Here is a 17,205-nt window from a genome sequence, read left to right on the forward strand (position 1 = left end):
ATAGGAAGAAAATGTTTAAGGCTTAGGCCATTGATTTTTTCTTTGGATAAAACCGCAAACAACCAACCTGTTTTTAATTTAAAACGAATAACTTTTAATTTCACACGGGTAATTCTTAAGTTAGAACGAATAACTTTTAAGTTAGCACGGGTAGTTTTTAATTTAAAACGAATAACTTTTAAGTTAGCACGGGTAGTTTTTAATTTAAAATGAATAACTTTTAAGTTAGCACGGGTAATTCTTAAGTTAGAACGAATAACTTTTAAGTTTACACGAGTAATTTTTAAGTTAGAACGAGTAACTTTTAATTTAACACGGGTTAATTGGGTAAACAAAGAGGTTGCTTGATAAATAAAAATTCCCAGCCTTCGACTGTAAAGACTGGGAATAGGATATTGGTTATAGTAACTAATTATTTTTTGGCTTTGAATTGGGCTACGCCTTCATCCAAAAAGGCTTTGAAGCGGTTCACATCCAAATCGTAGGCTTTCGGTTCAATAATTTTCTCACCGTCGGGCGAAAGCAACACATAAAACGGTTGCGCGTTGGCATTGAAGCGCGAAAGCTGAAAATCAAAATTTTTCTTGCCGATAGTCTTTTTTACTTCGCCATCGTATTTGGACGTAATCCACTGATTTTCTGGCAATTCTGTTTTGTCGTCCACGTACAAAGCCAACATCACGTAGTTGTTTTGTAAGCGGCTCAACACTTCGGGGTCAGCCCAAACATTTTCTTCCATTTTGCGGCAATTGGCGCAGCCGTGTCCCGTAAAGTCAATGAAAATCGGTTTGTTTTGTTGTTTGGCGCAAGCAATGGCTTGGTCATAGTCAAAATAACCTTGCAGCCCGTGCGGGAAATGCAGAATGTCGGTGTATTTGGGTGTGTCGCATAACTGGCTGGCTGGTTGCGTGCCCGTACTGGCTACTGCTTTGTGTTTGGCTGGTGGCAAATAGCCCGCCAACAATGGCAACGGATTGCCCAAAAGCCCATAAATCAAATACACAGTAAAGGCAAAAGAAGCAATCGACATGAGCAGGCGTGGCACAGAAACATATTGCATCGGCGAGTCGTGCGAAAGCTGAATTTTACCCAATAGATAAAAACCAATCATCGCGAAAAGTACCACCCAAATCGCTAAAAATGCCTCGCGGCTCAACAAATCCCAGTGGTAGGCTTGATCGGCGGTAGTCAAAAATTTGAGAGCCAAAGCCAATTCCAACAAACCTAACACTACTTTTACGGAATTGAGCCAGCCGCCCGATTTTGGTAAATTATTGAGCCAAGAAGGGAAAATCGCAAACAACGTAAACGGAATGGCGAAGGCCATCGAAAAGGCAAACATGCCCGCAATCGGTTTGAGAATCGCGCCGCCAAACGACTGAATCAGGATAGAACCCACAATCGGCCCCGTACAAGAAAACGACACCAACGCCAGCGTTAAGGCCATGAAAAATACGCCGTAATAGCCGCCTTTGTCGGCTTGTGCGTCGGCTTTGTTTACCAAACTGCTGGGCAACGTAATTTCGAAAGCACCCAAAAACGAAATGCCAAACACAATGAAAATGACGAAAAACAATAGGTTCGGAATCCAGTGTGTACTCAAAAAGTTAGCAAATTCGGGGCCGTTGAGGCGTGCCACCAACGTACCGACTACAGTATAAATAAACACAATCGAAAATCCATAAAACAAAGCCTTTTGAATGCCTTGTGCGCGTGTGCCTGCTCGTTTGGTGAAGAAACTCACCGTCATCGGGATAAGTGGAAACACGCAAGGCGTAAGCAACCCGAACAGCCCAAACAAGAAGGCTTCTAACATGAAACGCCACAACGAATAATCCGCATAAGCGTCTGTTTGTGTGGGTGTTGTAGGTGTTTTTGCGCTGGCTTCTGGCGCGGCAGCTGTGCTCACCGAATCTGTTTTTGGTGAGGCTACTTTTGCCGTAACGCTGTCTTTGGCTACCTTGTCCGTGTCTGCGGCGATGTCGTCGGGGACGGTGGTCGCGCTTGGTGCAGGCGTAATTTTTTCGGTTGCAACCGCTTCTTTTTTAGGGGCAACGGCTGGCGTTTTGGCGGTGCTGACTTTGGATTCGGTGGCTTCTACCTCCAAACTGAAAGGCCCGCTCACAGGTACGCATTGGCCGTCTTTGTCGCTACAAACTTGCCCATCGTAACTGCCCGCAATGGTGGCTTTGGTTTTCAGGATTTTGATGCGTTGGCGAAACTCTGCGGATTTGGTGAAATAACGCACTTCGCCACCCCAAATTTCGTCGTGCTTTTTCTTTGCACCAACGGGTTTCACTTTGCCGATAGGCTGAAACGTGCCGTTGTCGGTGTAGGTAAAAGATGCCACGATTGGCCCCAAATTCGGGTCAAAGTCCGAGGAATACAAATACCAATTTTGGTCAATTTTTACCCTAAAAATAAGGTCAATTTCTTGGCCAACGCTTGGGTGTTTTTCTGAAAGTTCAAACGTCCATTTGCTTGGCGTAACTAACTGTGCGTAAGTTGTTTGTAGTAAAAAGAGTAAGCCCAAAAGGGCGATTGCATATTTTTTCATGAAATTTTGAGTATTAAAAATGAAAAGGCAATTGTACTACCCCAACATCTATTTTATACAATCTGTTCCGTATTATCACCCACAAGGTTTAAAGATTTGCGGCTTCCACGCGTAACAGGCCTTTGAGTGTTTGTATTTTTTGTTGTAAATCTTCTTGCGGATTAGGGCTTTCGGCGGTGGCCGTTACGGTGATATGCCCCATTTTGCGTTGCGGTTTGGTGGTGGCTTTTCCGTACAAATGCACATACACACCTTTCATTCCCAACACTTTATCCAAACCTTTGTACGCCACATTCCCACTGTGGCCAGCTTCGCCCAAAATGTTGAGCATGGCCGCCGCTTGCAGCGTGTCGGTTGCGCCCAACGGCAAACCTAAAATAGCGCGTAAATGCTGTTCAAATTGTGAAGTTACGTTGGCCTCAATGGTGTGATGGCCGCTGTTGTGTGGGCGTGGCGCAACTTCATTGACAAGCACTTTTCCGTCTTTGGTTACAAAAAGTTCTACGGCCAAAATCCCGACCATGTCCAGCCGCGTGATGATTTCGGTAGCGATGCGATTGGCTTCGGCGGCAATGGTTTCGGGCAGCTCGGCGGGCGCAATCAAGTAATCCACCAAGTTATACACAGGGTCTAACACCTGCGCTACGGGCGGAAACAATGCGATTTCGCCGCGTGTATTTCGTGCCACGATAACCGATATTTCTTGCTCAAAATCAATGAGTTGTTCCAGCACTGACGGGCTGTCAAAGCCTTTGTGTAGCTCGTCGGCGTGTTGGAGTTTTTGCACGCCTCTACCGTCGTAGCCTGCTTTGCCGAGTTTATGCACGGCTGGCAACAAATGCGTGTGCGCGTGCAAATCCTGTTGCGTGTCGGTGAGTACGAACGGCGCAGTTGGAATGTTATTTTCCTGATAAAATTGTTTCTGTAATCTCTTGTCCTGAATCAGTGCCAGTACTTGCGGCTGCGGATAAACAGCCACGCCTTCGGCTTGCAACTGCGCGAGAGCTTCCACGTTTACGTTTTCAATCTCGACGGTGATGAGATTTTTGTCTTTGCCAAACTGATAAACCGTGTCAAAATCTGTAATCGAACCTTGCACGAATTGGCTACAAAATGGCCGACAAGGTGCGTTGGCGTCGGGGTCGAGTATGTGTACGTCTATGGCGAGTTTGGAGGCTTCGGGCAGCAGCATACGCCCCAATTGGCCGCCGCCGAGCAATCCCAAACGGAACGGGTAAATGATTGATTCTGACATTTTTACAAAAAAAAATATATGAAGTTTTTGATTAAGGCTTTTTCAAAATAATCTCGACCTTCACTTGGGTTGGGTAAATGGTTACGCCCAAATCGTCGGGGCAATTGATAGGCAAATTTTGGATAAAATCTTCCTCCCGAACCGAGTCGGCCATCGTTACGATAATTTGCGAAGGCAACGAATTAACGGCACTGCGTCCGCCAGTTACTTCTACTTTGGCTGGCGAAAGCTGTATTTTTCGGATATTAAAACAAGAATCAATGCGTAGATGCGCCGTGTCCAACACCACAGGAATTGCGCGTGTAATGATGGGCTCAAAAGCCAAACGCAACGTATCGGTAATCACAAAATCGGTTTTTACGTCTTGCACCTGCTCGGCGATGAGCGGCAAAAGCTGCGTGCCAAGCAAATAATGCGCGTTGGGCGTAGCCACACGCACGGCAATAGGCTGTAAATCAGCCACTCTTAAATTTCTTCGGAGCAAATTCCAACCCACACCCGTTGCGTTTATTTCCACGTAACGAGGCAATGAGCTGAGTGGTTTCATTTTAGTAGAGTCATAAGAAATTTGGATTGGTTGGCGTAGGCGCGTCGTAAATTTGCGGTTCATGGCCTGCAAAAACCAAATAGTGGCAGCCACTATTACACAAATGACTGCCACTTTCCATTCGTCTCTTTTTTTGAGAAAAAAGGCTTTAAAAATTCGTCTTGCTATGATAACAGCGTAATTCACAAGCAATTAGACTTTAGTGCGTTTAGAAGATTCTACCGAAATAGCCGATTTCTCAAATTTGAGTTTCACGCCTTTGTCCACTTCTATCGTCACGGAAGTTTCTTCTACGCTGGCCACTTTGCCGTGCAAACCGCCAATCGTTACAACGTCAGCTCCTTTTTGCAAACTTGCCAAAAAGTCTTTTTGTTCTTTCGATTTTTTCTGTTGCGGGCGGAACATGAAAAAATAAAACACGATACCCATCAGACCGAACAGGATAAGCGTTTGTACCAAACTGCCGCCTTGTTGGGCTTGCGCTAAAATAAATTGCAGATTCATATATTGTTGATAAATAATTTTTTGATGAAAAAAACAGAACGGCGTTTATCATCATCGCGCCTGTAAGTTGTTATAAATCAGTTTTATAAACCAAAAGGATTATTCTTTGATTGGGCCTTTTTCCAAAATCGGAAGTACTTCGCCTTTCAAACGCAACATCGTCGTATTCGGGTTGGTGTTGGCCGTAATGGTTACGTGTTTGTCTTGTTGGCCGATGCGGTTGGCACTGTTAAACTCCACGTAAATAGAAGCCGTATCGTTTGGCGCGATAGGCTCAGAAGGCCATTGCGGAACGGTACAGCCACATGAAGCCTGCGCGTTTTGGATTACCAACGGAGCTTTGCCCGTGTTTTTGAAACGAAAACGATGTATGACCACCTCGCCATCTGTTACTTTGCCAAAGTCGTATTCCAACTCATCGAAAGTGAGTGCTGGCGCGTCCACATCAATTGTTCCAGATTCGTTGTTGGCTGTGTTTGGGTTGGTAATCAACTCTTTAGCCGAAACATCATCTTGTTTTTTTTCGCTTTGGCAAGCCGTAAAGCTGCCCGCCGCGACCAAAAGAGCTATTGCCCAATAGCGATAAATAGTTCTTTTCATTGTGTTATTGAGAATTTATGAGGTGATTGAGAGTAAACAATAAAGTCAATTACCGAAATTATTTTTTCACTTTGATTTGGTCTATCAAAGACTCCACGTCATTCAAAAGTTTTTCGGCTTGAATTTTCGTATCCGAAATAACACGCTGACTCTCAGACTTTGCCGCATTTACTGGCAACTCTTCTTGCGTGCGCAAATTTTTGAGAAGCTCTAATAATTTTTCGCGGTATTTGTCGAGTTGGAAACTCAATTTTTGGCGTGTATTCTTTCCTTCGTCTGGGGCATAAAGAACACCCAATGCCGCGCCAGCCGCAACGCCAGCCAAGAACACTAATAAGGTTTTGCTATTTTTATTCATGAGTTTGATAGTTTTGCTGCAAATTTGGCAGAATTAAGCCCGAAAGTTAAAGTTATTTTTTGAAAACGGCCTGAAAAAAGCCAAAAATATAGAGTCGTTTTGTGTTTAAGTAATAATTTTCTTAATGAAAAATATAGACTCAATGCCATTTCCCCAAAATCATCTATAAATTTGCTTCCAACAGAAAGTTTTTTCTACCTTGCAAATTTAGGAAATATCACTCTTAAAATTCTTAACACAAGACATTATGCTGGCCAAAACATTTGGAAGTGCCGTTTTTGGCGTAAATGCCTACACCATTACCATTGAGGTAAACGTGGGGCAAGGAACTAAATTTTTTATGGTGGGGCTGCCCGACAGTGCCGTCAAAGAAAGCGAACAGCGTGTGGAATCGGCCATCAAACACGCGGGTTTTATGATGCCGCGCCAAAAAACAGTCGTGAATTTAGCTCCCGCCGACATACGCAAAGAAGGTTCGGCCTACGATTTGCCCATCGCGCTGGGCGTGCTGGCCGCTTCCGAACAACTGCTTCCCAAACTGCCTCTTGAACAATACATTATCATGGGCGAATTGGCTCTGGATGGCACGTTGCGCCCCATCAAAGGCGCGTTGCCGATTGCCATCGAAGCCCGCAAACAAGGTTTTAAAGGTATTGTGTTGCCTGCGGCCAATGCCGAAGAAGCTGCCATCGTGAACAATTTGGACGTTATCGGCGTGGAAACCATGACCGAAGCCATCGAATTTTTTGAAGGCCGAAATCTTGTTGAGCCGTTAGTTCGCGACACCAGAGACATATTTTTTAGTACCCTCAACGCCTACGAAGCAGATTTTGCGCACGTACAAGGCCAAGAAAATATTAAACGTGCGCTGGAAATTGCCGCCGCAGGTGGCCACAACGTCATTATGATTGGCCCGCCTGGAGCAGGTAAAACCATGTTGGCCAAGCGTTTGCCGTCTATTTTGCCGCCGCTCACGCTGCAAGAAGCCTTAGAAACCACCAAAATTCATTCGGTGGCGGGCAAGTTGGGCAAAATGGCTTCGCTTATCTCGACGCGTCCGTTTCGTGCGCCGCACCATACCATTAGCGATGTGGCTTTGGTGGGCGGTGGAGCAGTGCCCCAACCTGGTGAAATTTCGTTGGCGCACAATGGCGTTTTGTTTCTGGACGAGTTGCCCGAATTTAAACGCACGGTGCTGGAAGTAATGCGCCAACCGCTCGAAGACCGACACGTAACTATTTCGCGTGCAAGGCTTTCAGTGGATTTCCCGACAAATTTTATGCTTATTGCCAGCATGAATCCGTGCCCGTGTGGATATTACAATCACCCCGAAAAAGAATGCGTTTGTTCGCCGCAAACCGTGCAAAGATATTTGAGTAAAGTAAGTGGCCCGTTGCTCGACCGCATAGATTTGCACGTGGAAGTTACGCCCGTGAATTTTGATGCCATGACGGCCAACAAGCGCACAGAAAGCAGCGAGCAAATTCGCGAACGCGTCATTAAAGCCCGTGAAATTCAGATAGAAAGGTTCAAGGATTTTAAAGAAATTCATTGCAACGCCATGATGCCTTCGCAAATGGTGAAAGACGTTTGTGAAATTTCGACGGCAGGAAAAACTTTGCTCAAAACCGCCATGGAACGTTTGGGGCTTTCGGCGCGCGCCTACGACCGCATTTTGAAGGTTTCGCGCACGATTGCCGACCTTGCCGCCAGTCCCGAAATCAAAATAGAACACTTGGCCGAAGCCATTCAATACCGCAGCCTCGACCGCGACAACTGGGCAGGCTAAAGCCAACAAGTTGTTTATCAATAAAAACAATACTGATTGGCAAGATTTGGGAATATTTTGCCAACTTGCCGCCAATCTGATGTATTTGGAGAAAACTATTAGCAATACACCATAATAATACCATATTAGCCAACATAAATTATATTTTATGAACTTAAGATTAAATTCAGAGTTTGGAACACTCAAAGCCGTGCTAATGCACCGCCCAGGTAGGGAAATCGACCGCCTAACGCCTTATAATGTGCATGAGTTTTTGTTTGAGGATATGCCATATCTGGAAATTATGCAACGCGAACACGACGAGTTCCGCAGCCTCATCAAAGGCGCGACAGGCGCGACGGTGTATCGTTTGCATGAATTATTGATTGAGGTTTTGATAGACGATGCGCTTTTGCTCAACGCCTTCAAAATCGCGCTTTCTGATGCAAAACTCCAACACTTAGCCGAAGATATTATCGTTCGTTTTTCTACGGCAGAATGTGCCAATGCGCTATTGGCTGGCGTAAAAGTACGCGAACTAAAACGCCGCATGAATCATCGTTCGTTGGATGAAATGTCTGATAATGAGTTTGTTATCTCTCCGAATCCGAATTTTTATTTCATGCGCGATGCGGCAGCTGTTATCCAAAACGGCGTGATTTCGTGTCAAATGAAACACCCAGCACGCCGCCGCGAAACGTTGGCTTTGCGCATGATTTACGAAAATCACCCACTTTTCAAGGAAAATGCTAAAATCATTTATCCAAACGAACATACGCAGCAAAGACCAGACGGAACTTTTCCGTGTATTGAAGGTGGCGATATTATTGTACTGACGGACAAGGCATTAGCCATCGGCAACTCAGAGCGCACCGACTCGGAAGCGATTATGGAAGTGGCCAAACAAGTGCTAAAAAATGGTAAAGTGGAGCGCGTGTACGAAGTGTTATTGCCTAAAAAGCGCAACTTCATGCACTTGGATACTGTTTTTACTATTATTGATGAAAACTTGGTGGTAACTTACCCAGACGCTTTGCAAAACGTGTTGGAAACGCGCGTACACCGCAAAGAAGGCGTGGACGAAAACGGCAATGTGATTCTTTCGACGGAAGTTTTGAAAGAGTCGTTGCTCTCAACGCTTCGTAACGAAATTGATTATTTGGAAATCATCGAGACAGGCAACGGAAACCCTGAATACGCCTCGCGCGAACAGTGGTTTGATGGTGCAAACGTGTTTGCTATCGGGCCTCGTCGCGTAATTTCTTATAACCGTAACAAATACACGAACAGAGCTTTACGCGAAGCGGGTGTAGAAGTGTTACAAATCCCGTCGTCGGAACTTTCGCGCGGCTTGGGTGGTCCTCGTTGTATGACGATGGCTCTTGACCGCCAAGATTTCCACTGGACTCCGAGTCTTTCGGGACGTTATTAAAAGTCTTTTTTTGAGATTACTCAATACAATCTCTCTGTGCGCCGCTGACACAGTCGAACTGCGCGGCGCACTTTTTTATTTTAAATACAAAACCAACTAATAGGCTTTGCCTTTATGCTGCACTAAGCCCATGACCCGATTAAGCGTAAATATTAACAAAATCGCTACGTTGCGCAACGCGCGTGGTGGTAATAACCCAGACCTAATACAAGTCGCCAAAGATTGTGAACGTTTTGGTGCACAAGGTATTACGGTTCATCCGCGCCCTGATGAGCGTCATATCCGTTACGCGGATGTGTTGGCGTTGGCCGAAGTGGTGCGTACCGAATTTAACATCGAAGGTTATCCCGATGCGCGTTATATGGCCTTGATTAAGCAGGTGCGCCCTGCACAAGCGACACTCGTGCCAGACCCGCCCGACGCGATTACGTCCAACACGGGTTGGGACACGATAGCGCACCAACAGCAATTGGCCGACATCATTGCCGAACTGAAAAGTTATGGCGTGCGCACGTCTATTTTTGTGAATGCGGAAGAAGAAATGATTGAAGCGGCGGTGCGCACAGGCACAGACCGCGTAGAACTTTACACAGAGCCTTACGCACAAGGTTTTTTGCATAATCCTGCCGAAGCCGTTGCGCCGTATGCGAGTTGTGCGGCACTTGGCCACTCGTTAGGCTTGGGCATCAACGCTGGCCACGACCTTGATTTGCATAATTTGGCCTATTTTCAGCGCAATGTTCCGCATCTGGACGAAGTGTCGATTGGGCACGCACTCATTTGCGACGCGCTGTATTTGGGACTGGAAAATACGGTTCGGCTTTACCGCAGACAATTGGAACAAGAATAATTTTGCATAAAAAAAGGCTTCTGCTAACCAACAGAAGCCTTTTTATTGTTTTATCTGATAAAAGCAAAAATTATAATTACGCGCCCAAATGAATAAGCGGTTGTTCCATGTCGTGGTACAAAAGAATTGTCCAGTGTTCGGTAGAACCTGACTTTTGCCATCTTTGGCGCAGCTCTAAAGCGCGTTTGCCGTCGGTGTTGCTTTTGTAGGCTACCTGATGTTTGAGATAATATTGTTGTGGCAAATTGTCCGCGCCATAAAAGGCCACTTGCGTTTGATTTTTTATCCAAAATACCTGATGAAAAAGACTGTGTCCGCCAGTTACTTCAAAGAAAATATCGTCGCCGATTTGACCTTTGTCAGCGTTGAGCCACGCCACTTTTAGCGTCGGGATTTGGGCAATCAGTGCCGTGTTATACGACAAATTATTTGTTTGCTCCAAAGCAAATTCGTATTCACGTTGTTGCAAATACACTTTTGCGTTTGGGAAATGAGGTTTTAGCGTTTTTCCGTCAAACTCGCCGATGCCTTCGATGTGGTCTTTGTGCAAATGCGAAATCAATACTTTGGTAATTTGTTCGGGTGCTACACCCGCTTGGCTCAAACATTCGTGTATGAGCGGCTTGCCATTGACTTGCCCCGCCAAACCCGTATCCAACAAAATGTAGTCTTTATCCGTAATGACCAAAAATGGTTGTACGGCCATTTTCAATTCGCCTGTAGGGTCTGCCACAGTATGTAACAGTCTGAATTCCTTCTGTTTATTTACAGAGTAATTCCCCTCTTTTAGTGGTATTATTTTCATAAGATTCTACGGTTTGTTGGGTTTGACTATTGGTTTCAAGTATTTTGTATAAAATAATTACAGGTAAGGTGTTGAGCAATGCCAAGCCGCAGAGAATATCCAAAAACACATTCGTGTTGAAATGTAGGATAATCAGTCCGCCAAAAAATGGCGTGAGTGCTTGCGCAATAAGTGGTAGTCTGGCCAGCTTGCCAATAACGAGGGCGTAACTTTCTTGGCCGTAAATCCAAAGTGGCAAAGTGCCACGCAAAATCGAACGCATTCCGTTGCCTAACCCGAACATTACAACACCGATTACCGCAACCGAAGGGTTGAGGTGCAGTATCGTAAGGCCAATCAGAATCGCGAAAGCCGCTATAATGGCGGTTCGGATGGGTGTTTTGGGAGCAAGGAACATATCCAAAGCCCGAACACCTACTTGACTTGGACCGAGCATCGCCCCGACGGCAATGGCCTCATTTACAGACAAATGATTGTTGGTCAGGATGTCGATGAGGTAAATGTAAACCCCCGTCATCAGGACAGAACCAATCTTAAAATTTATCAGTAACAAATAATACACATTGGACGAGTGAAGAAAGGCGGCTGTTGTTGGTTGTTGCGTTTCTGAATTAAGTTGCGGTTTTTGAGTGCTTTTATTTTCTGAATGAAATAGCGTAAAATAATGAATCGGCAGAATCAGGACGGCCAGTGCTGCGGCATACATCAGGCAAGCGTCGCGCCATCCGAAGCGCGTCAGCAAAAACGAGAGAGTAGGCCAAACAAGCGTTGTCGTAAACCCCGAAATCAAGGTAATTTGTACAATAAACTGCTTGGCATTTGCGCCATATTTTTTGCCTAAAGAAGCAAAAAGCGCATCGTACAAGCCCATTCCCATCGCTACGCCAATGATTACCCAGCCCAACATAAAAACCCATTGGTTATACGAAAAAGCGAGGGTTGCGATACCTGCGGCCATCACAAGGCCAGCGAACAGCAGAATATAATTTTTGTTCGTGAAATTGATTTTTTGCCCAACAAATGGCGAAATCAGTCCAGAAATCAAAATAGCCACCGACAAAGCCCCATAAATGTATTCGTGCGACCAACCCGTTTCGTGCATCATCGGTTCGCCCAGAATCGAAAGCAGAAAAAATGAGCCTCCCCATAACATTACTTGAGCAAACCCCAGTGTCAAACTTTCTGCCAGTTGTTTAACACTTATATTTTTTAATAAACTAAACACTGTCTTTTTTTTAAACAAATGTCGGCATCTTTGTTAAATTTGTAAAACGCTTTTTTTCGATAAAAACCATCGGTAAAACCGATTGATAAAATATGGAACTCCGACAACTTCGTTATTTTCTCAAAGCCAAAGAGCTGCTCAATTTTACGGAAGCGGCCAACAGTTTGTACATTAGCCAAAGTACATTATCTCAGCAAATCAGGCAGTTAGAAGACGAACTGGGTTTGCCACTTTTCGATAGGGTAGGCAAAAAAGTAGCTCTCACGGAAGCGGGGGAGGTGTTTGCCGAATACGCATTTCATAGCCTCCAAAAAGCGAAAGACGGCTATTTGGCACTCAAAGATTTGAACGAAATGCTCGGCGGAAGCCTGCAAATCGGTGTAACTTATGGTTTGCGCTCTACGTTTACGCCTGCGTTGGTGGCTTTTGTCCGAAAATATCCGCAAGTAAAAGTGAATGTGGTGTTTGCAACATCGGCGGAACTGCTGGAAAAGCTCAATAAATTTGAGTTGGATTTTGTGTTGAGTTTCAGCGAAGATACGGACGCTAAACACCTGAAATATCAGGAGTTGTACTCATCGCAATTGGTGTTGGTTACTTCGCCCAACTCCGAGTTGGCCAAGCGCACGCACATTACACTGGACGAAGTGGCCGCCTTGCCCTTGGCTTTGCCTGAGCAAGGTTACAGCACCACGCATTTTGTGTTAAAGGCTTTTCGGCAAAGCCATTTGCAACCCAATATTTCGGTGGTAATCAATGATATTCCGACGCTGCTCGAACTGGTCAGAAGTGGTGACTGGAATACGATTTTGACGCAAGCCACCATTGCGGACGATAGCACGCTTTCGGGCGTTCGGATAGACGGCGCAGACATGACGCGCCACGCCATGATTGTTTCGCTCAAAGAAATGTACGAGAAACGCGCTTCTGCGGCGTTTTTTAAATTGCTTATGAATAGATAATAGATTGGTTTTTAGTGGTTTGTTGTATTGTGGTCTGTGAAGACACAGACCATGGAAATAGATTGATTTTGAATGGTAGTAATAAAAAAAGGCTTCTGCTAACAACAGGAGCCTTTTTACTTTCCAAATTAATAACTGTTAAACTATATAACCAAATTAGAAAACTATACTTTTTTCGGTGCGCTCAACGCCATTGTCCACAACCAAACGGTATTGACCAGAAGCCAATTCCGAAACGTCGTAAGTACGGCGGAACGAATGCAAACCACTCAAACGCTCAGAAAACACTACGCTACCGTGCGCATCGGCGATAGAAATTTTTACGCCTTTGTCTGCCTTGTTCAGACAAGTGAGTTGCAGGGTATTGAGGCGGTGTTGTGCGTGCGATGTAGCGATGTTGGCCACAAGGCTGGTTGCGGTTGTTTTTGGAGTTTCGTCGGCGGCAGGCTCAGAAACTGGAGCAGTATAAGCCAACGCTTGGGCTTGGGCAGTCGCGGAGCTAACTACGAAAGCCGCAACCCAAAATGCTGATTTTACAAGAGAGTTTTTCATGTGATTTAACGTATTTATGATTTTTGATGATACATTTTAATAAAAACGCATTGCTTTTGATAAAATTGCAAAATGATTGTAAATATATTTTTAATATTTGAATACTTAATCTTTTTATTGATTAATATTTTATTAAAAAATACTTGAATATGTTGCTAATAATAAAATGATAAAGCGTTTTTGTTGTCAATATCTTTTTTTGATTGACAATGCAAATTTAGTGGGTTTAATCGTTTATTTGTTATTAAAAATATAAAAAATAAACCTGAATGTTAGATTATTTTTTCTCACTCGTTTGCGTTGCATAAAATATAAATTACGCAAATTGTATATTGCGTGAAATTTTATTCCGTAAAATTGTATTATTTAAAAATATTTATCGCAACGCAACGATTTGATAAAATAAAAAACTATACATATGGCTTATGTTATGTTGTTTTTATTTTTGAGTATAATGTAAGATATTTGTCAAATTTTAAGAATTTTACCTAACGCCCGTCATTGGATTCCAGCTACTTATCACTGAACTATCAATCTTTCCCATGCAAAACCCCCTATTTGATAGGATTTTTTTATCTCGTTTGTACGATAGATACCAACTGATTATCACCTTTTTAATCGTATTATTAGCCGTACTTCTTGCTGATATAAGCTTACACTATGTAAGTGCCTCTATTTTAGATATTCCACTTTTTGAGCACATGATTGAGCGGGAGCAAGCCACCAGCATTCCGCAAGATTTGTTTGAGGCGGAAGTTTGGCTTGGGGCTTTGAGTCTGATTTTGGGTACGCTTATCATCGTTATTTCCATTGCCTCGCAAAGCACGCCCAAACTCATCGACCTATATATTAGCGACCAAATCAGTTTGTTTTATGTGTGGTTTTTAGTGATTGGTACGCTGCACAGTTACGCCATACAAGTAATGGCCAGTACGATGCCGCATTTGCGCGTCAGTAGTGTGTTTCTGAACACGTACATTATGCTGCCGCTGTCTTTTTTGATGGCTATTCCGTATATTTTGTATATCCTGAAATATACCAAAACCAGCAACGTAATTGCCAAGATTCAGAACGATAATGTAAAGAGAATCAATTATTTATCAAAACAAAAGCATTACGATAATTTTAGCGATAAACATTTGATTGCCAGCTATCAGTACCGAATGTTTGAGTCTTTGAACCAGCTCGACGACTTGCTTGAATACGTGGAATTTAAAGAACCGAAGGGCGATATTATTCACAAAATCGGCCAAACGGTGCGCTATTATGTGATCAAAAAAGCACAGATAAACCCCGCTTTTTTTGCGTTGAGTGAGCGCATTCGCAACGATATTTCTTTCAAAACAATGGTTGGGCAGTTTGAAGAGATTCAGCATACTCGCATTTTTTACGAGCAAAAAGCCTTTCGTTTGCTTGGTAATGCCTACATCAAATTGATAGAAAACGGCGATTTTGATTTGGCTTCGTTGTGCGCCGCCGAGATTTCGGAATGTGGCGCGGAAGCTATTCGCCAAAAAGATGATGCACTGTTAGATGCTATTATTGTCCGATTCAATACGTTGTTGCGGTTTGGCATCAAGCACGGTTTGCGCAACGGCGAACTACGCAATATTTATAACACAGTGTTTCATTACAGTAGCCTCATTAATGAAATGGTGCAGGCTGGTAAAACGGCGCATATTCGCAGAAGCTGTAATTATCTCAAAATTTATGGCTCGGAAATTCACCGCCATGCGCAAAAAGAACCATCTTTTAATTTTTTGGTTGACGTGTTCGCGCTCGCGCTCAAAGACATTCTGATTACGTTGCATTACAAGCAAGCCGAGGAGAAACTACAAAAAGAAGTACTGGACTTTTTCTTGCAACTCGACTCGCCACCCGACCTAAGCGACACGGGCGAAGTGCGCGGTGTAAGTGATGGTGTGCGGGTGTTGCAAGTGGCGTTGGCTTTGTTTTATTTGAGTGTGGAGCATTTGGCTTTTGTGGATTTGATTATCAAAGATTTGCTGGAAGACGAAGCGATTTTGGGGAAAGAAAAACTTTTGGCGGGCATCGTGGCCACAGGCAAACGCCTACAAAAATCGACTCCAACTTTCTGGGAAGACACTGACAGAGGCAACACGAATATTTACTATTCTTCGCACCAAATGTTTATCCCTGTATTTGTGGAACGTTTCCAGAAAAAGTTACAAACTGGCCACTAAAGTTACAAATATGTTATAATACAAAACAGTGCTAATATGCTATAATACAGTGCATTAAAAAAGTTTTTAGTAAAAAAAGGCAAGGATATTTCTTTTAAAAGTATAAAATTTTACCTTTGAAACCGTTTGCGTACCTGCTGTGCAAGTCTGCAAGGCAAAATCATATTGAGCAAAAAAATCTTAAAAACACATGAACTTTCAATTAACAGAAGAACAAGCCGCGGTGCAAGCTGCTGCTCGTGAATTTGCACAAACAGAATTACTTCCTGGCGTAATCGACCGCGACGAAGACCAAATTTTCCCTGCTGAACAAGTGAAGAAAATGGGTGAATTGGGCTTTTTGGGCATGATGACCTCTCCAGCGTATGGCGGTGGCGGCATGGATACGGTTTCTTATGTGTTGGCTATGGAAGAACTTTCTAAAGTTGATGCGTCGGCTTCGGTGGTAATGTCAGTGAACAACTCATTGGTTTGCTGGGGTTTGGAAAAATACGGCACTGAAGAGCAAAAGAAAAAATATTTAACACCATTGGCCAAAGGCGAAATTATTGGTGCGTTCTGTTTGTCTGAGCCAGAAGCAGGTTCGGATGCAACTTCGCAACGCACTACTGCCGAAGACAAAGGCGACCACTACCTTATCAATGGTACTAAAAACTGGATTACGAACGGCGGAACGGCTTCTGTGTATTTGGTAATTGCTCAAACACACGTAGAAAAAGGCCACAAAGGCATTAATGCCATTATCGTAGAAAAAGGTACACCAGGTTTTGTGGTAGGTAAGAAAGAAAACAAACTTGGGATTCGTGGTTCTGATACGCATTCTTTGATGTTTACGGACGTGAAAGTGCCAAAAGAAAACCGCATCGGAGAAGATGGTTTTGGTTTTACTTTTGCCATGAACGTACTAAACGGTGGCCGTATCGGTATTGCGGCGCAAGCCTTGGGTATCGCTTCGGGTGCTTATGAGTTGGCCGTAAAATATTCTAAAGAGCGTAAAGCATTTGGCAAACCAATTTCGCAACATCAAGGTATTCAGTTCAAATTAGCGGACATGGCTACCAAAATTGAGGCGGCTCGTTTGCTTTGCTTGCAAGCAGCTTCTCTAAAAGATGCGCACCAAGATTATGCTAAAGCTGGTGCAATGGCTAAATTATTTGCTTCGCAAGTGGCGATGGAAGTAACGGTAGAGGCCGTACAAGTGCACGGAGGTTACGGATTTGTGAAGGAATATCACGTAGAACGTCTGATGCGTGATGCAAAAATTACACAGATTTACGAAGGAACTTCAGAAATACAAAAGATTGTAATTTCTCGTGAAGTTTTGAAGTAATTTTATGTTGTGTGATATTTTAGTCGTGTAATTCGACTATTTCGCCCCCTTATTTGGTCATTTGGCCGAGTAAGGGGGTTTTTTGATGTTGTTTTTTATTAGCTATGTATTGCACGCACGCTGCTAAAAGTTCAAAAAAATAAGAATTATAGTACATCATTTTTTTTCAAACCACTTGGAAAGTACAAGGCGAGTCATTAGTTTTGTCCAAAATCAGGAAAACATACAATTTGGCTCTGTATCATCCCTGTTTTTT

General features: G+C 43.8%; 15 protein-coding genes. 6 read left to right on the forward strand and 9 right to left on the reverse strand.

Annotated features, from left to right (window positions below; translation table 11 throughout):
* Positions 1–412 precede the first annotated feature (412 nt).
* The 6 genes from BM090_RS06605 to BM090_RS06630 form a co-directional block, all read right to left on the reverse strand.
* Positions 413–2,557: a protein-disulfide reductase DsbD family protein gene (locus BM090_RS06605; RefSeq protein WP_091509630.1), complete on the reverse strand. Its 2,145-nt coding sequence runs from the start codon at positions 2,555–2,557 to the stop codon at positions 413–415.
* An 88-nt stretch (positions 2,558–2,645) separates the two neighbouring features.
* The gene (locus BM090_RS06610; protein WP_091509633.1) at positions 2,646–3,812 is read right to left on the reverse strand and encodes a 5-(carboxyamino)imidazole ribonucleotide synthase; all 1,167 of its coding nucleotides are present in this window, start codon (positions 3,810–3,812) and stop codon (positions 2,646–2,648) included.
* Positions 3,813–3,843: 31 nt separating this feature from the next.
* Positions 3,844–4,473, reverse strand: coding sequence for a CdaR family protein (locus tag BM090_RS06615; protein WP_143083897.1), 630 nt, complete (start codon positions 4,471–4,473; stop codon positions 3,844–3,846).
* A gap of 78 nt (positions 4,474–4,551) precedes the next feature.
* Positions 4,552–4,863 carry a preprotein translocase subunit YajC gene (gene yajC, locus BM090_RS06620; RefSeq protein WP_091509638.1) on the reverse strand — a complete coding sequence of 104 codons (312 nt, stop codon included), beginning with the start codon at positions 4,861–4,863 and terminating at the stop codon, positions 4,552–4,554.
* Between the two features lie 99 nt (positions 4,864–4,962).
* Positions 4,963–5,463 carry a DUF1573 domain-containing protein gene (locus tag BM090_RS06625; RefSeq protein WP_091509641.1) on the reverse strand — a complete coding sequence of 167 codons (501 nt, stop codon included), beginning with the start codon at positions 5,461–5,463 and terminating at the stop codon, positions 4,963–4,965.
* Positions 5,464–5,521: 58 nt separating this feature from the next.
* Positions 5,522–5,821, reverse strand: a complete 300-nt coding sequence (locus tag BM090_RS06630; RefSeq protein ID WP_091509645.1) for a YtxH domain-containing protein — start codon at positions 5,819–5,821, stop codon at positions 5,522–5,524.
* A 247-nt stretch (positions 5,822–6,068) separates the two neighbouring features.
* Between BM090_RS06630 and BM090_RS06635 the strand changes: the two genes are divergently transcribed.
* The 3 genes from BM090_RS06635 (at position 6,069) to BM090_RS06645 (ending at position 9,871) form a co-directional block, all read left to right on the forward strand.
* Positions 6,069–7,610, forward strand: coding sequence for a YifB family Mg chelatase-like AAA ATPase (locus BM090_RS06635; RefSeq protein WP_091509648.1), 1,542 nt, complete (start codon positions 6,069–6,071; stop codon positions 7,608–7,610).
* Positions 7,611–7,758: 148 nt separating this feature from the next.
* Positions 7,759–9,021 carry an arginine deiminase gene (locus BM090_RS06640; RefSeq protein ID WP_091509652.1) on the forward strand — a complete coding sequence of 421 codons (1,263 nt, stop codon included), beginning with the start codon at positions 7,759–7,761 and terminating at the stop codon, positions 9,019–9,021.
* 130 nt (positions 9,022–9,151) lie between these two features.
* Positions 9,152–9,871, forward strand: coding sequence for a pyridoxine 5'-phosphate synthase (locus BM090_RS06645; RefSeq protein WP_091509655.1), 720 nt, complete (start codon positions 9,152–9,154; stop codon positions 9,869–9,871).
* 76 nt (positions 9,872–9,947) lie between these two features.
* On the opposite strand, the gene BM090_RS06650 is transcribed toward BM090_RS06645, so the two are convergent.
* Together BM090_RS06650 and BM090_RS06655 are read right to left on the reverse strand one after the other, a co-directional pair.
* On the reverse strand, positions 9,948–10,676 hold the full coding sequence (locus BM090_RS06650; RefSeq protein WP_091509659.1) for an MBL fold metallo-hydrolase: 729 nt from the start codon (positions 10,674–10,676) through the stop codon (positions 9,948–9,950).
* Positions 10,633–11,853 carry an MFS transporter gene (locus BM090_RS06655; protein ID WP_143083898.1) on the reverse strand — a complete coding sequence of 407 codons (1,221 nt, stop codon included), beginning with the start codon at positions 11,851–11,853 and terminating at the stop codon, positions 10,633–10,635. Before BM090_RS06655 ends, BM090_RS06650 begins: the two co-directional genes overlap by 44 nt.
* A 140-nt stretch (positions 11,854–11,993) precedes the next feature.
* Between BM090_RS06655 and BM090_RS06660 the strand changes: the two genes are divergently transcribed.
* Positions 11,994–12,863: a LysR substrate-binding domain-containing protein gene (locus tag BM090_RS06660; RefSeq protein WP_091509666.1), complete on the forward strand. Its 870-nt coding sequence runs from the start codon at positions 11,994–11,996 to the stop codon at positions 12,861–12,863.
* A gap of 156 nt (positions 12,864–13,019) precedes the next feature.
* Here the strand turns inward: BM090_RS06660 and BM090_RS06665 are convergent, their stop codons facing one another.
* Positions 13,020–13,415: a T9SS type A sorting domain-containing protein gene (locus BM090_RS06665; RefSeq protein ID WP_091509670.1), complete on the reverse strand. Its 396-nt coding sequence runs from the start codon at positions 13,413–13,415 to the stop codon at positions 13,020–13,022.
* A gap of 542 nt (positions 13,416–13,957) precedes the next feature.
* Between BM090_RS06665 and BM090_RS06670 the strand changes: the two genes are divergently transcribed.
* Positions 13,958–15,619 (forward strand): hypothetical protein, encoded by a 1,662-nt coding sequence (locus BM090_RS06670; RefSeq protein WP_143083899.1) that lies wholly within the window; start codon positions 13,958–13,960, stop codon positions 15,617–15,619.
* 190 nt (positions 15,620–15,809) lie between these two features.
* Positions 15,810–16,949, forward strand: a complete 1,140-nt coding sequence (locus BM090_RS06675; RefSeq protein ID WP_091509675.1) for an acyl-CoA dehydrogenase — start codon at positions 15,810–15,812, stop codon at positions 16,947–16,949.
* The last annotated feature ends 256 nt before the right edge of the window (positions 16,950–17,205 follow it).

This window comes from Flexibacter flexilis DSM 6793, assembly GCF_900112255.1.
Taxonomy (GTDB): domain Bacteria; phylum Bacteroidota; class Bacteroidia; order Cytophagales; family Flexibacteraceae; genus Flexibacter; species Flexibacter flexilis.

Coding starts and splice junctions, on each gene's coding strand:
- BM090_RS06605 (WP_091509630.1), bottom strand. CDS start 2,557: ATGAAAAAATATGCAATCGCCCTTTTGGGCTTACTCTTTTTACTACAA.
- BM090_RS06630 (WP_091509645.1), bottom strand. CDS start 5,821: ATGAATAAAAATAGCAAAACCTTATTAGTGTTCTTGGCTGGCGTTGCG.
- BM090_RS06645 (WP_091509655.1), top strand. CDS start 9,152: ATGACCCGATTAAGCGTAAATATTAACAAAATCGCTACGTTGCGCAAC.
- BM090_RS06670 (WP_143083899.1), top strand. CDS start 13,958: ATGCAAAACCCCCTATTTGATAGGATTTTTTTATCTCGTTTGTACGAT.
- BM090_RS06640 (WP_091509652.1), top strand. CDS start 7,759: ATGAACTTAAGATTAAATTCAGAGTTTGGAACACTCAAAGCCGTGCTA.
- BM090_RS06650 (WP_091509659.1), bottom strand. CDS start 10,676: ATGAAAATAATACCACTAAAAGAGGGGAATTACTCTGTAAATAAACAG.
- BM090_RS06610 (WP_091509633.1), bottom strand. CDS start 3,812: ATGTCAGAATCAATCATTTACCCGTTCCGTTTGGGATTGCTCGGCGGC.
- BM090_RS06635 (WP_091509648.1), top strand. CDS start 6,069: ATGCTGGCCAAAACATTTGGAAGTGCCGTTTTTGGCGTAAATGCCTAC.
- BM090_RS06665 (WP_091509670.1), bottom strand. CDS start 13,415: ATGAAAAACTCTCTTGTAAAATCAGCATTTTGGGTTGCGGCTTTCGTA.
- BM090_RS06625 (WP_091509641.1), bottom strand. CDS start 5,463: ATGAAAAGAACTATTTATCGCTATTGGGCAATAGCTCTTTTGGTCGCG.
- yajC (WP_091509638.1), bottom strand. CDS start 4,863: ATGAATCTGCAATTTATTTTAGCGCAAGCCCAACAAGGCGGCAGTTTG.
- BM090_RS06675 (WP_091509675.1), top strand. CDS start 15,810: ATGAACTTTCAATTAACAGAAGAACAAGCCGCGGTGCAAGCTGCTGCT.
- BM090_RS06660 (WP_091509666.1), top strand. CDS start 11,994: ATGGAACTCCGACAACTTCGTTATTTTCTCAAAGCCAAAGAGCTGCTC.